Annotated in this window: 16 protein-coding genes; all 16 read left to right on the top strand. The window is 39.1% G+C overall.

From position 1 onward, the window contains the following. Positions 1-16: 16 nt before the first annotated feature. On the top strand, positions 17-589 hold the full coding sequence (locus IGL90_RS06755) for an ANTAR domain-containing response regulator (RefSeq protein ID WP_002357503.1): 573 nt from the start codon (positions 17-19) through the stop codon (positions 587-589). Further along, positions 590-2023, top strand: coding sequence for a sensor histidine kinase (locus IGL90_RS06750; protein ID WP_002357504.1), 1434 nt, complete (start codon positions 590-592; stop codon positions 2021-2023). It abuts the gene before it with no gap. Positions 2024-2089: 66 nt separating this feature from the next. Further along, on the top strand, positions 2090-3538 hold the full coding sequence (gene eutA, locus IGL90_RS06745) for an ethanolamine ammonia-lyase reactivating factor EutA (protein WP_016617362.1): 1449 nt from the start codon (positions 2090-2092) through the stop codon (positions 3536-3538). A 17-nt stretch (positions 3539-3555) separates the two neighbouring features. Next, complete coding sequence (locus IGL90_RS06740; RefSeq protein WP_002357506.1) at positions 3556-4920, top strand: ethanolamine ammonia-lyase subunit EutB; 1365 nt, start codon at positions 3556-3558, stop codon at positions 4918-4920. 17 nt (positions 4921-4937) lie between these two features. Next, positions 4938-5849, top strand: a complete 912-nt coding sequence (eutC, locus tag IGL90_RS06735) for an ethanolamine ammonia-lyase subunit EutC (RefSeq protein WP_002363986.1) — start codon at positions 4938-4940, stop codon at positions 5847-5849. Between the two features lie 13 nt (positions 5850-5862). Then, the gene (eutL, locus tag IGL90_RS06730; RefSeq protein WP_002357509.1) at positions 5863-6516 is read left to right on the top strand and encodes an ethanolamine utilization microcompartment protein EutL; all 654 of its coding nucleotides are present in this window, start codon (positions 5863-5865) and stop codon (positions 6514-6516) included. A 13-nt stretch (positions 6517-6529) separates the two neighbouring features. Then, the gene (locus tag IGL90_RS06725) at positions 6530-7048 is read left to right on the top strand and encodes a BMC domain-containing protein (protein WP_048736824.1); all 519 of its coding nucleotides are present in this window, start codon (positions 6530-6532) and stop codon (positions 7046-7048) included. Beyond that, entirely contained in the window at positions 7039-8517 is a 1479-nt protein-coding gene (locus tag IGL90_RS06720; RefSeq protein ID WP_002357511.1) for an acetaldehyde dehydrogenase (acetylating), read from the top strand. The genes IGL90_RS06725 and IGL90_RS06720 overlap by 10 nt, the downstream gene beginning before the upstream one ends. A 123-nt stretch (positions 8518-8640) precedes the next feature. After that, the gene (locus IGL90_RS06715) at positions 8641-8931 is read left to right on the top strand and encodes a BMC domain-containing protein (RefSeq protein ID WP_002357513.1); all 291 of its coding nucleotides are present in this window, start codon (positions 8641-8643) and stop codon (positions 8929-8931) included. Positions 8932-8998: 67 nt separating this feature from the next. Then, positions 8999-9568: a hypothetical protein gene (locus IGL90_RS06710; protein WP_048736822.1), complete on the top strand. Its 570-nt coding sequence runs from the start codon at positions 8999-9001 to the stop codon at positions 9566-9568. Positions 9569-9571: 3 nt separating this feature from the next. Next, positions 9572-10207, top strand: coding sequence for an ethanolamine utilization phosphate acetyltransferase EutD (gene eutD / locus IGL90_RS06705; RefSeq protein ID WP_002357516.1), 636 nt, complete (start codon positions 9572-9574; stop codon positions 10205-10207). Positions 10208-10221: 14 nt separating this feature from the next. After that, complete coding sequence (locus IGL90_RS06700) at positions 10222-10821, top strand: TIGR02536 family ethanolamine utilization protein (RefSeq protein ID WP_002382339.1); 600 nt, start codon at positions 10222-10224, stop codon at positions 10819-10821. A gap of 12 nt (positions 10822-10833) precedes the next feature. Further along, the gene (locus IGL90_RS06695; RefSeq protein WP_002357519.1) at positions 10834-11097 is read left to right on the top strand and encodes a EutN/CcmL family microcompartment protein; all 264 of its coding nucleotides are present in this window, start codon (positions 10834-10836) and stop codon (positions 11095-11097) included. 12 nt (positions 11098-11109) lie between these two features. Next, positions 11110-12210 (top strand): ethanolamine utilization protein EutH, encoded by a 1101-nt coding sequence (gene eutH / locus IGL90_RS06690; protein WP_002357520.1) that lies wholly within the window; start codon positions 11110-11112, stop codon positions 12208-12210. Positions 12211-12222: 12 nt separating this feature from the next. Further along, positions 12223-12666: an ethanolamine utilization protein EutQ gene (locus tag IGL90_RS06685; protein ID WP_002357522.1), complete on the top strand. Its 444-nt coding sequence runs from the start codon at positions 12223-12225 to the stop codon at positions 12664-12666. Positions 12667-12753: 87 nt separating this feature from the next. Next, positions 12754-13182, top strand: a complete 429-nt coding sequence (locus IGL90_RS06680) for a CoA-binding protein (protein ID WP_002365680.1) — start codon at positions 12754-12756, stop codon at positions 13180-13182. Positions 13183-13374 lie beyond the last annotated feature (192 nt).

Genomic DNA, 13374 nt, shown 5'->3' with positions numbered 1-13374 from the left:
CAAGGGCGTGAAGAAAATGGATGGACGAATTGTAATAGTCGATGATGAACCTATTACGAGACTTGATATTCGTGATATTGTGATAGAAGCAGGGTACGAAGTAGTCGGTGAAGCAGCTGATGGTTTTGAAGCAATTGAGGTATGTAAAAAAACACAACCTGACCTAGTATTAATGGACATTCAAATGCCAATTTTAGATGGTCTAAAAGCAGGTAAAAAAATTGTTCAAGACCAACTAGCCAGTAGTATTGTCTTTTTATCTGCATACAGTGACGTACAAAATACGGACAAAGCTAAAAAATTAGGCGCACTGGGTTATTTAGTTAAACCTCTAGATGAAAAATCATTAATACCTACAATTGAAATGAGCATTGAACGAGGCAAACAAACGCAGCTGTTACTAAATCAAATCGATAAATTAAGTTTAAAATTAGAAGAACGTAAAATTATCGAAAAAGCCAAAGGTATTCTTGTAAAAGAAAATCATATATCGGAAGAAGAAGCCTACCAAATGTTGCGTACGTTAAGCATGAACAAACGCGCACGTATGAGTGAAATTGCAGAATTGATTGTAATGGATGATGAATAAATGAAACGATTAGAGCAATTATGTCACCAATATACCAATCTTTCAGAATCAGACATTAAAGAATTACAACGTACAGCACGTTATCTTTCTTCGACGACACTCTATCAAAGTGCAGATGTTTTTATTGATGTGTATAAGGAAATGTCACAGCAAGCACTAGTCGTTTATCATAAGCCGCCTGCGAAGACAACTTCTTTATATAGCGGAGATGTCGTCGGGATGGAAGCTTTATTAAAAAATGAACCTGGTGTTCTGCGTACCATGCAAACTAGCTTAAATAGCATTGGTTTGTTAGCAGTGACTCAGGAAAATCGTTTGATTAAGCAAAATATCTATCCCATTCGCAATGAACATCGAACGATTGGTGTCATTATTGTCGAGATTGCGGCAGATGAAGAGATTCAAGCGGACTTACAAAAAGAGGAGCTAAATAACTGCCAGTTAGCAAAAGTAGCGAAATCAACTAGTCAAGTCGACGCATTATTTATTGATCAATTGGCAGAAGCCGTTTTGATTTTTGATGCGGCGGGTCACTTATTAATTACCAATCACAATGCACAAGAGCTTTATCGCAAACTTGGTTATCGGGACAATATCATTGGAATGAGTTATGACAATTTGTCCATCGATTATACAACTTTTGAATATGTGTTGTATCAAATGAAATATAAAATGAGTAATCAACCAATTGAAAGCAAAACGACCTACCTTAATTATTATTTTAAGGTTCGGAAAGTGTGGTTGGCATCAGAAGAACAACTGATTATGATTATTCAAGACAATACAGAATTTAAAGAAAAAGAAGCGGAAATTATTTCCAAATCTGTTGCGATTCGTGAAATTCATCATCGTGTTAAAAATAACTTGCAATCGGTGGTTTCCTTATTGCGTATTCAAGAAAGGCGAACGCAAAGCCCCGAAGCAAAGAAAGTCCTTCATGAAAGTGTCAATCGAATTATGGCGATTGCAGCCACCCATGAATTGCTGTCAAAACAAGTCAAAGATGACGTTGCTTTACGGCAAACATTGGAAGCAGTGATGTATAATTTTAGACATCTTTTTCAAGGCGCACAACCCATTGAGATGATGATGGATGTTGATCCAGCCATTATGGTTTCTAGCGAACAAATGGTCACCATTTCCCTTGTTGTCAACGAACTATTACAAAACATTTTTGATCATGCATTTGAGCCACAAACAAGTGGCGTTGTTAAACTTAGTGGAACATTAGATAATAAAATGATTACCATTACTGTTACAGATAATGGTAAAGGCTATGACGTTCATCAAAGTAACGAGACCAGTTTAGGTTTGATGATTGTCAAAAGCTACGTAAAAGATAAATTAAAAGGAAAAATTACAATTGAATCCAATAAACAGGGAACTAAAACCTGTTTCTATTTCGAACAGAACACCAGTGATGTTGTTCATTGATTAAGCAAAGGCGCTTAAAGAAAAGTAGAAAGAAATTTTCTAACGATTCTTTAAGTGCCTTTTTGTATGCAAAAGGAGGCGAGTCAGGCGATGTCGAAGGAAACACTTTTAACCGTAGGGATTGATTTAGGGACGTCTACAACCCAATTAGTCTTGTCAGAATTAACTGTTGAAAATTTTGCCTCTGCGTTTACAGTACCACGTATCAGCATTTCTGATAAAAAAGTCATTTACCGAAGTGACATTATCTTTACACCCTTACTTAACCAATCAGAAATTGATGCAGAACCTATCAAAGCGTTTGTAGCGGAGCAATATCGCCAAGCAGGTATTCATAAACAAGATATTCAAATGGGTGCGGTAATTATCACAGGTGAAACTGCTCGAAAAAGCAATGCCAACAATGTGCTACGAGCACTTAGTGGCTATGCAGGTGATTTTGTCGTTGCTACGGCTGGACCTGATTTAGAAAGTATCATTGCCGGGAAAGGCGCTGGGGCTCAAACCTATTCTGAAACGAAACGCAAACCAGTGGTTAATTTAGACATTGGTGGTGGAACGACAAATTTAGCTGTCTTTAAAGATGGCGAAGTGATTGACACGGCTTGTTTTGACATTGGCGGACGCTTAATTAAATTAGATCAACAACAAAAAATCACCTATATAGCTCCGAAGATTCAAGAAATTATAAATAAAAAAGGGCTAACCTTGCACCTTGGTGACCAAGCCACCGAACAAAACTTACTGCCAATTATTTCGGAATTAGTTGCCGTGTTAGAAAATAGCATTGGCTTGGGGACACAAAGTCCGTTCTACCAGTTATTAGTAACCAACCATCCACTACGAAAAGCTGAGGAATTACCAATTGTAACATTTTCTGGTGGTGTGGCTGATTGCTTAAATACGACAAGTACGAATCTCTTTAAATATGGGGACATCGGCTTACTTTTAGGGAAATACTTGAGAAAGTCACTGATTTTTTCGGAAAAAGAAGTCTTAGAAAGCGCAGAAACAATCCGAGCGACGGTCGTCGGAGCAGGTTCACATACTGCTGAAATTAGCGGAAGTACGATCGCTTACCGTGAGCAAATTTTGCCGGTAAAAAATATCCCAATTCTAAAATTAGCGCAAGAGGATGAAACCCTTACTGTGACAGAATTAGGCCAGCGAATCCAAGAAAAACTCAATTGGCATCGTATTGAAGAAACACCCCAGATTGCCCTAGCAATTAGAGGCATGAGCAATCCAACATTTGCTGATATTCAACGCTACGGTCAAGGGATTGTGGAAGGATTAGCTAGTTTAGTTGCTGAACAAATTCCCATTATTGTTATGGTGGATGAAGACATGGCGAAAGCTTTAGGGCATGCCTTAAGTGCCCATCTGCCAAAAGACTATCCGTTTATCTGTCTTGATTCGGTCAAAGTAGAAAACGGTGATTATGTAGATATCGGTTTACCAGTGGCAGAAGGAGCCGTCCTTCCAGTCATTGTTAAGACCTTAGTATTTAATTAAAAAGGAGCGACACAAAGATGATTTTAAAAACCAAACTATTTGGCAAAGTCTATCAATTTACATCCGTTAAAGAAGTCTTAGCCAAAGCCAATGAAGAAAAGTCTGGCGACAAGTTAGCTGGCGTAGCTGCTAATTCAGCCGAAGAACGCGTGGCAGCAAAAGTCGTTTTATCGGAATTGTCCTTAAATGACTTGTTTAACAATCCCGTTGTTGATTATGACGAAGACGAAGTGACGCGCATTATTATTGATCAAGTCAATATGCGAATTTTTGAAAGTATTAAACATTGGACAGTTGCAGAATTACGCGAATTTATCTTATCTTCGGAAACAACCGATTTTGATATCAAACGAATTTCCCGTGGACTCACTTCTGAAATGATTGCTGCTGTCTGTAAATTAATGTCCAACATGGATCTAATTGTTGGCGCAAAAAAAATCAATATTGAAAAAACCGCCAACACAACAATTGGCCGTCCCGGAACTTTTTCAAATCGTTTACAGCCGAACCATCCAACCGATAATGTCGATGGCATTATGGCATCAGTTATGGAAGGTCTTTCTTATGGCGCCGGTGATGCGTTAATTGGTTTGAATCCTGTTGATGATTCTACAGAAAGTGTTAAACGGATCTTAAACAAATTTGAAGAGTTCCGCAGCGAATGGGAAATTCCAACACAAACTTGCGTGCTTGCTCACGTAACGACACAAATGGAAGCCATGCGTCAAGGCGCGCCAACTGGCTTAGTCTTTCAATCCATCGCTGGTTCAGAAAAAGGGAACACAGCATTTGGTTTAAATGCAGAAATTTTAGCTGAAGCACAAGATTTAGCGCTTCACAGTGGTCAAGCAGCTGGTCCTAATGTGATGTATTTTGAAACAGGTCAAGGCTCAGAACTTTCTTCTGAAGCGAACTTTGGCGCAGACCAAGTCACAATGGAAGCGCGTTGTTATGGCTTAGCCAAAAAATTTGATCCGTATATTGTAAATACCGTTGTCGGCTTTATTGGACCAGAATATCTTTACGATTCAAAACAAGTCATCCGCGCTGGTTTAGAAGATCATTTCATGGGCAAATTAACTGGAATTTCAATGGGCTGTGATGTCTGCTACACCAACCATATGAAAGCTGATCAAAATGATATGGAAAACTTAGCAATGTTATTAGCAACAGCTGGTTGTACGTATATCATGGGGATTCCTCATGGCGATGATGTCATGTTAAATTATCAAACAACTGGGTTCCATGAAACTGCGACGATTCGTGAAACATTAGGCTTACGTCCAATTAAAGAATTTGAAGAATGGATGGAAAAAATGGGCTTAATGGAAAACGGAAAATTAACAAGTCGCGCTGGCGATGCATCTGTATTTATTAAATAAACGAGGTGAGAATACAAATGAACGAAAAAGAATTAAAAGAAATGATTGCCGGAATTTTAACAGAAATGGTCGCTGACAATCAAGCGGTTTCGACTGCCACTGTGACTGCTGAAGAAAAACCAGTCACAACACACGTCACTGAAACGACAGAAATTGAAGAAGGCCTAATTCCTGACATTACTGAAGTAGATTTACGTAAACAATTACTATTGAAAAATGCCGTTGATCCTGAAGCACTATTAAAAATGAAAGCTTTCTCGCCAGCTCGTTTAGGCGTTGGTCGTGCAGGGACACGTTATATGACTAGTTCAACATTACGTTTCCGAGCGGACCATGCGGCAGCACAAGATGCGGTCTTTTCAGACGTAAGCGAAGACTTGGTAAAAGAAATGAATTTTATTTCTACAAAAACAATCTGTAACAGTAAAGATGAATATTTAACACGTCCAGATTATGGTCGTCAATTTGATGAAGAAAATAGTGAAATCATTCGGAAAAATACGACACCAAAAGCCAAAATCCAAATGGTCGTAGGGGATGGCCTTAGTTCAGCTGCTATCGAAGCGAATATTAAAGAAGTCCTACCAGCAATTAAACAAGGATTAAACATGTACAACTTAGATTTCGACAATGTAGTTTTTGTTAAATATTGTCGCGTGCCAGCAATGGATAAAATTGGTGAAATCACTGACGCTGATGTTGTTTGCTTGCTAGTTGGCGAACGTCCTGGTTTAGTAACAGCTGAATCTATGAGTGCCTACATTGCTTACAAACCAACTGTCGGTATGCCAGAAGCACGGCGGACAGTTATTTCAAATATTCACAAAGGTGGGACACCGGCTGTTGAAGCAGGGGCCTACATTGCCGAAATTATTAAAAAAATGTTAGACAAGAAAAAATCTGGTATTGATTTAAAAGAAGCTGAATAAAGGAGGATTTCTCATGAAAAATGATCGTCTAGGCGCAAATGTCCTAAGTATGAAAGTCATTCCCAATGTCGATCCGGCATTAGCAAAAGAATTATCATTGAAACCAGAACATCGCTCATTAGGAATTGTTACTTCCGATTGTGATGATGTCACTTATGTTGCATTAGATGAAGCAACCAAAGCCGCCGATGTTACTGTAGTTTACGGTAAAAGTATGTATGCTGGCGCAGCAAATGCTTCAACCAAATTAGCCGGTGAAGTGATTGGCATTATTGCTGGTCCGAGTCCTGCCGAAGTCAATAGTGGCTTGAGTGTCATTACGCAAGTCATTGAAGAAGAAGCCAGCTTCTATAGTGCTAACGAAGATGACAGCATTGTTTATTTTGCACATGTAGTGTCAAGAACGGGTAGCTTTTTATCTGAACAAGCGAATATTCCTGAAGGTGAAGCGATTGCTTATCTGATTGCACCACCGCTAGAAGCAATGGTTGGTTTAGATGCAGCAATGAAAGCTGCCGATGTTCAAATGGGTGTCTTTTATGGCCCACCTTCTGAAACGAACTTTGGCGGCGCTTTATTGACAGGTAGTCAATCTGCATGTAAAGCTGCTTGCAGTGCGTTTGAACAAGTCATTCAAAATATCGCTGACAATCCGTTGAGTTATTAAGGATGTGACCTGAATGAAAGCATTAGGAATGGTCGAAGTCAAAGGATTTTTAGGTGCCATTAGTGTGGCCGATGCGGCATTGAAAGCCGCCGACGTTACTTTGTTAAAAGCTGAAATTATTAATGGCGGTTTAACAACTGTGGAACTGATTGGTGACGTTGCCGCGGTTCAAGCTGCCGTTGAAGTAGGCACGGAAGTAGCTAAAGAATTAAATTGTTTAATTGCTCATCATGTGATCTCACGGGTTGATGCTCAAACGGAAGTAATTTTATCAGATCAAGAACCCAAGTCAGCACCTGAACCGATGGAACAAATAGAAGTAATTGAAGAAGAGATTGAAACACCAGATTTGGAAGAACACACTGGCACACGCCAAAAATTAGAAACACAACGCGTGGTTGATTTACGCAAACAAGCCTACAAAATGAACCTAAGTAGTTTAAAGAAAAGTGAGATTAAATTTGCCAATAAAGAAGCTTTAATTCAAGCAATCATGGCTGAAATAGAAAGAAGTGAAGACGAGTGGAATTAGTAGATAAAGACTTACGTTCCATCCAAGAAACAAGAAATTTAATCAGAAAAGCCAAAGAGGCACAGCAAGTATTAGCAACATTTTCGCAAAAACAAATCGATGCGATTGTCCAAGCAGTTTCAGAGGCTACGTTTAACCAACGAGAAAAGTTAGCGAAAATGGCCAATGAAGAAACAGGATTTGGTATTTATGAAGATAAAATCATCAAAAATGCTTTCGCTTCAAAAGTAGTATATGACGAAATGAAGGACAAAGCTACAGTTGGTGTGATCCATGATGACGCTGCCAAAAAAGTCACTGAAATTGCTGTCCCAGTTGGTGTAATTGCAGGATTAATTCCTTCTACCAACCCGACATCAACAGTCATTTACAAAGCATTAATTTCATTAAAAGCGGCCAACAGCATTGTTTTTTCACCACATCCCAATGCGTTGAAATCGATTATTGAAACAGTGGAAATTATCCAAAAAGCGGCTATTGCTGCAGGGGCACCAGAAGGTTGTGTCTCGGTCATCAAAACGCCAACCATGCAAGCGACCAGCGAATTAATGAAAAATAAAGAAACAAATTTAATTTTAGCTACTGGTGGAAACGCAATGGTTAAAGCAGCGTACTCTTCTGGAACACCAGCAATCGGTGTCGGGCCTGGTAATGGACCAGCCTACATCGAACGAAGTGCAAATGTTCCCCATGCAGTGAAACAAATAATGGATTCAAAAACTTTCGATAACGGTACAATTTGTGCATCGGAACAATCAATTATTGTTGAAACTGTCAACCGTGAAGCGGTCAAAGAAGAGTTAATTAAGCAGGGAGCGTATTTCTTAAGTCCAGCCGAAGCCGACAAATTAGCTAAATTTATTTTACGACCAAACGGTACAATGAACCCGCAAATCGTAGGACGTTCCGTTCAACATATTGCTTCATTAGTCGGTTTATCTATTCCAAAAGATCGCCGCTTAATTGTTGCCGAGGAAACACATGTAGGCTTGAAATATCCATTTTCAAGAGAAAAATTGGCACCGATTATTGCTTTCTATACAGTTGAAAACTGGGAAGCAGCTTGCGCGTTATCAATTGAAATTTTGAAAGGTGAAGGTGCGGGTCATACGATGGGTATTCACACAGAAAACAAAGAAGTCATTCGTGAATTTGGCTTAAGAAAACCCGTCTCTCGTTTGCTTGTTAACACCTCTGGTACACTTGGCGGAATTGGTGCTTCAACTAACTTAGTGCCAGCATTAACACTAGGTTGTGGCGCAGTTGGTGGCAGCTCAACTTCTGATAATATTGGGGTTGAAAATCTGTTCAATTTACGTCGTGTTGCTTATGGCGTGCGTGATTTAGAAGAGATTCGTCAAGAATTTGGTCAAACATCAACCACATCTGTGGCTACTTCTTGCGAAACAACCAATCAAGAAGAACTAGTAAATGCCGTGGTGGCTCAAGTTTTAGCTCGCTTAAACTAACAAGAAACGAGCGAGTAAGAGTAAAACAAATAAATTATTGGATTTAGGGTTTGGGACCTAAGTCAAATTGATAATTGTCCCAAATTTTTAAAAATAAAACATACATCTTAGGAGGAAATTATAATGTCAAGTACAAATGCTTTAGGAATGATCGAAACTCGTGGTTTAGTAGGTGCTGTTGAAGCAGCTGATGCAATGGTGAAAGCGGCAAACGTTACTTTAATTGGAAAAGAACAAGTCGGTGGCGGTTTAGTTACAGTAATGGTTCGCGGTGACGTTGGTGCTGTAAAAGCAGCAACAGATGCTGGTGCTGCTGCAGCAGAACGTGTTGGTGAATTATTATCTGTCCATGTAATTCCACGTCCACATACAGAAGTAGACGCTATTTTACCACACGCAACAACTGAATTATAATTTTGATTTTTTGGGGCAGAGGTAGGTTCATTACTTCTGTCCTAAACTTTCATTGAGGAGGGGTGTTATGACAGTTATTACAGAAGATATGCTTCGCAACAAAAGGCTTAAAAAAGAACTAGAAGATGGCACGGATTTTGTGTTTCCTGTAGGCAGTTTTCTGACGCCAGCCGCCAAAAGCTATCTACGCGAGCATCGGATTAATAGCAGCTTCTCTTCAACAAACCCATTGCTTTCTGAGGTTCATTCAGTGAAGGCCTCCTCACAAAAACAAAAACAAGAACATTTATCAAAAGAAACAATTTATGAGATTCGGCACTTAAGCCATCTATTGTATTTGCCTTTCTTAACGAATGAAGCGTTATCAACAGAAGGTTGGTTATATTTCGAACAACAACAACAGTGGTTAGAGAAGTTTATTTTAGAACAGTCGATTGTAATGGAACCAGTCATTTCGGAATCAAAGGTAACTATTCTAACTAACCAACAGAGACAATGGCGCTATTCCTCAAAAGAAATTCAATTACAACTAGATAAAATTATTCTCCAGTTAAAAGGAGAATCACAACTGTTCGGCCTTTTTCAATCTTGGGCTACAGAATTAATTAGCACCATGGCTGAAATATCACGAAACTAGGAGATGAACAAATTGGATTCAATGAATGAAATTGTTGAAGAAGTTGTTAAACGAATTCAGCAACAACAACAAAATACTTTTGAAGTTGAAGCATCTGGCCGACATGTTCATTTGTCTCGTCAAGAGATTGATGCATTATTTGGACCAGGATATCAACTAACAAAAGTGAAAGATTTATCACAACCTGGACAGTTCGTTTGTAAAGAACGAATTACGGTTGCTGGACCTAAAGGACTTTTTCAAAATGTGGTTATTTTAGGCCCTGAACGTAGCGAATCACAAGTCGAAGTTTCTATGACGGATACGCGTATTTTAGGAATTAATGCCCCAGTTAGAGAGAGTGGCAAGACAGAAGGGACACCTGGCGTCACGCTGATGAACGGATCAGCAGTTGTGACATTAAGTCACGGCTTAATTGTTGCCAAACGTCATATTCACATGACACCAGAAGATGCCTTAAAAAATAAAGTAAGCAATAGCCAAATTGTGCAAGTCAAAGTGGAAGGCACACGTCCGTTAATCTTTGATGATGTAGTTGTACGAATCAGTCCGCGATTTGCAACGTACATGCACATTGACTACGATGAAGCCAACGCTTGCGGCTTAACCAAAGGAGCTCGTGGCTATATTCTTAAGTAAAAGGAGGAAGGACAATGAACGTTTCTGAAATGGAAAATTTGATTCAACAGATTACTGATCAAATTTGTCAACAATTGCTGTCGTCGTCTTATTCAGTGGCTTTAGCAGAAGCAAAAGAAGCATTTCCTGAAGAAATGTTTGTTCGTTTTCCTGATGTAAATTGGGTAACCAAGGAGCAGAAGCTAGCACGAGGCTTGGTTGTAAAGAGGCTAACGATTTCCCAAGTAAATGCGATTGCGCATTTACAGGAAACGGATGAATTAGTCAAAAACATCTTAGCATTCTTATTTGAAGGTAAGCCGGTATTGGTTTTAACCCCAATACCTTCAGTGAGTAAAAATTCACGATTGAAGTATCGTTTGAAACAAACGATTCAGGAAAACGTGGACATGTGCCAACAGTTTGGGCTGATTTTTTATCATGATTCAGAAAATTACGCTGTGTTTCAGGCGGCCTGTCAAAAACAACTTCGTTCTTTGGCTGAGACCAAACGAACCTACATTACTGAAAAACAATTGATAAGAATGACAGAATCAGGTGTTTCTTTAAGTAAAAACGCCTATTTAACCCCGTTAGCGAAAGATTATGCTAGGAAACATCAATTGCTGACGTAAGGAGGAAAAACGATGCTTTTAGGAAAAGTGACTGGTAGCCTTTGGTCAACAAGAAAAGATGAAAAATTAAATGGCTGGAAATTTATGATGGTTGATATTTTGAATCAAGAGGACGAAAAGCAAGGATTTTTAATTGCTGCTGACAACGCTGGAGCTGGTGTCGGGGACAAAGTGTTAATTAGTCAAGGCAATGCTGCCCGTATTTCGGCAGAAGATCCGAATGTCCCAATTGATGCAATGATTGTTGGTGTCATTGATTCTACAGAGGAAGAATAGGGAGGACGAGACATGAGCATTAATGAAATTATTATGTATATTATGGTTCTTTTCATGATTATTGGAGGAATCGATAAATGTATTGGCAACAAACTAGGTTTAGGGGAGCAATTTGAGGAAGGGATTATGGCTATGGGTTCTCTAGCGCTTTCTATGGTAGGGATTATCACTTTAGCGCCTGTCTTAGCCAATCTTTTAAGTCCGATTGTCGTTCCTGTCTATGAATTACTAGGGGCTGATCCAGCAATGTTTGCCACAACCTTATTGGCCAATGATATGGGCGGCTTTGCGTTAGCGCAACAATTAGCCAATGATCCGCAAGCTGGTTTATTTGCGGGGGCAATCTTAGGTGCAATGATGGGACCAACGTTAGTCTTTACAATTCCAGTAGCGCTTGGCATTATCCAAAAAGACGACCAACAATTCTTAGCAACAGGTGTTTTGAGCGGGATTATTACAATTCCTTTTGGTTTATTAGCAGGTGGTTTAACAGCTGGCATGCCATTGTCATTGATTATTCCTAACTTAATTCCAATTATTATTGTTGCCGCTTTAATTATTTTAGGTTTATGGTTAGCGCCAAAGGGCATGATTAAAGGCTTCCAAATTTTTGGTCAAGGCGTAGTGATTGTCGCTATCTTTGGTTTAGTTGTGGGGGCGATTCAACTATTATTAGGAATTACAGTGATTCCTGGCATTGCACCAGTTACTGAAGGAATTGAAGTCGTTGGCGGGATTGCTTTAACTTTAGCTGGCGCTTTCTGTTTAGTAGCTGTGATTACGAAAGTCTTTAATAAACCATTGATGAAACTAGGAAAAGTTTTAGGAATGAATGAAGTAGCGGCTGCAGGAATGGTTGCTACATTAGCTAACAATATTCCCATGTTCCAAATGTTAAAAGACATGGATAATCGAGGGAAAATTATTAATATCGCTTTTGCTGTTTCGGCTTCTTTCGTTTTAGGTGACCACCTTGGTTTTACTGCAGGCGTAGCAAAAGAAATGATTTTTCCAATGATTGTTGGCAAATTAGTTGGAGGGATTACCGCCATTTTTGTGGCTATCTTTATGGCAAATCGAATGCTAGGGAAACCCGAAACAGAAGTGAAATAATGAGGTGTAAATATGACAGAATTAAATCGTGAAATGATTGAAACGCTTGTTCGACAAATTGTCACAGAAAAATTAATGCCGACTAAACAAGTGGATCCAAGTGGAATTATGTCCATCAAATTACCCGAAATCGACGTAACAGAAGACGACCGCTTAGATACAGGCAACCCAGCGGACATTGTTTACACAAAAGATCTGTTTTCTTTAGAAGAAAGTCCGCGCCTTGGTTGCGGTTTAATGGTGATGAAAGATACCACCTTCGACTGGACACTAGAATACGATGAAATTGATTATATTATTTCAGGACAATTAGATATACTGATTGACGGACGTAAAATTTCTGCAACAGCCGGCGAAATTATTTTAATCCCGAAAAGTAGCAAAATTCAATTTTCAGTGACGGGTGATGCCCGCTTTGTCTACGTGACTTATCCAGCAGATTGGCAAAGCCAATAATTATTTTATCGGCAGTCAGAGAATAATTTTGCCAAAACCCTTTACTCAGCGTTATAATAAATAAGAACGAAAAAAGGGGTTGAGTGAATGACATTTGAGAATCCAAGTCAAAATCAAATTTTTGATATTTTAAAACAAGCAAAAAATATTGCGGTGGTTGGTTTGAGTAACAAGCCCGACCGCACAAGTTACAAAATTGCGGAAATTTTACAGCAACATGGCTATCGTGTATTGCCTGTCAATCCAGTTTTAAAAGGTGAAACGGTGCTTGGCGAAACGGTTTATGGGACATTAACAGAGATTCCTGAAAAGATTGATATTGTTGACGTCTTTCGGCGGAGTGAATTTTTGCCAGAAGTGGCCGCAGAAACATTGAAAACAGAAGCGCCTGTCTTTTGGGCCCAACTAGGTTTGGAAAACGAAGAGGCAGCGAACTTGTTATTAAATGAAGGTCGTCAAGTTATTATGGACCGTTGTATTAAAATTGAATTGGCAAAAATGGCAGATGCTGAATAAACACGTGTAATTTTATAAAGAAAGAGCGTCCTGAACGGAAAGCTCTTTTTTTTTTGACCCAGATAGAGTATTATTGTAATGATGGTTTTAGAAGGAGCGAACGGAAAACGCAAGAAACCGGCTCACTCTTCTTCTAATTCTTTAAGAAATAGTTAATGTACGCTTATTAACTAAACGAGAATCTAAGTATAA

This window comes from Enterococcus sp. DIV1307a, from assembly GCF_050537425.1.
GTDB lineage: Bacteria > Bacillota > Bacilli > Lactobacillales > Enterococcaceae > Enterococcus > Enterococcus faecalis.
This window is presented reverse-complemented; position numbering and strand designations above follow the sequence as displayed.

Bases quoted from the DNA above. Each gene is read 5' to 3' on its own strand.
- IGL90_RS06750 (WP_002357504.1), top strand. From the start codon at position 590: ATGAAACGATTAGAGCAATTATGTCACCAATATACCAATCTTTCAGAA.
- eutH (WP_002357520.1), top strand. From the start codon at position 11,110: ATGAGCATTAATGAAATTATTATGTATATTATGGTTCTTTTCATGATT.
- eutA (WP_016617362.1), top strand. From the start codon at position 2,090: ATGCAAAAGGAGGCGAGTCAGGCGATGTCGAAGGAAACACTTTTAACC.
- IGL90_RS06715 (WP_002357513.1), top strand. From the start codon at position 8,641: ATGTCAAGTACAAATGCTTTAGGAATGATCGAAACTCGTGGTTTAGTA.
- IGL90_RS06710 (WP_048736822.1), top strand. From the start codon at position 8,999: ATGACAGTTATTACAGAAGATATGCTTCGCAACAAAAGGCTTAAAAAA.
- IGL90_RS06695 (WP_002357519.1), top strand. From the start codon at position 10,834: ATGCTTTTAGGAAAAGTGACTGGTAGCCTTTGGTCAACAAGAAAAGAT.
- IGL90_RS06725 (WP_048736824.1), top strand. From the start codon at position 6,530: ATGAAAGCATTAGGAATGGTCGAAGTCAAAGGATTTTTAGGTGCCATT.
- IGL90_RS06755 (WP_002357503.1), top strand. From the start codon at position 17: ATGGATGGACGAATTGTAATAGTCGATGATGAACCTATTACGAGACTT.
- IGL90_RS06740 (WP_002357506.1), top strand. From the start codon at position 3,556: ATGATTTTAAAAACCAAACTATTTGGCAAAGTCTATCAATTTACATCC.
- eutL (WP_002357509.1), top strand. From the start codon at position 5,863: ATGAAAAATGATCGTCTAGGCGCAAATGTCCTAAGTATGAAAGTCATT.
- IGL90_RS06685 (WP_002357522.1), top strand. From the start codon at position 12,223: ATGACAGAATTAAATCGTGAAATGATTGAAACGCTTGTTCGACAAATT.
- eutD (WP_002357516.1), top strand. From the start codon at position 9,572: ATGAACAAATTGGATTCAATGAATGAAATTGTTGAAGAAGTTGTTAAA.
- eutC (WP_002363986.1), top strand. From the start codon at position 4,938: ATGAACGAAAAAGAATTAAAAGAAATGATTGCCGGAATTTTAACAGAA.
- IGL90_RS06700 (WP_002382339.1), top strand. From the start codon at position 10,222: ATGAACGTTTCTGAAATGGAAAATTTGATTCAACAGATTACTGATCAA.
- IGL90_RS06680 (WP_002365680.1), top strand. From the start codon at position 12,754: ATGACATTTGAGAATCCAAGTCAAAATCAAATTTTTGATATTTTAAAA.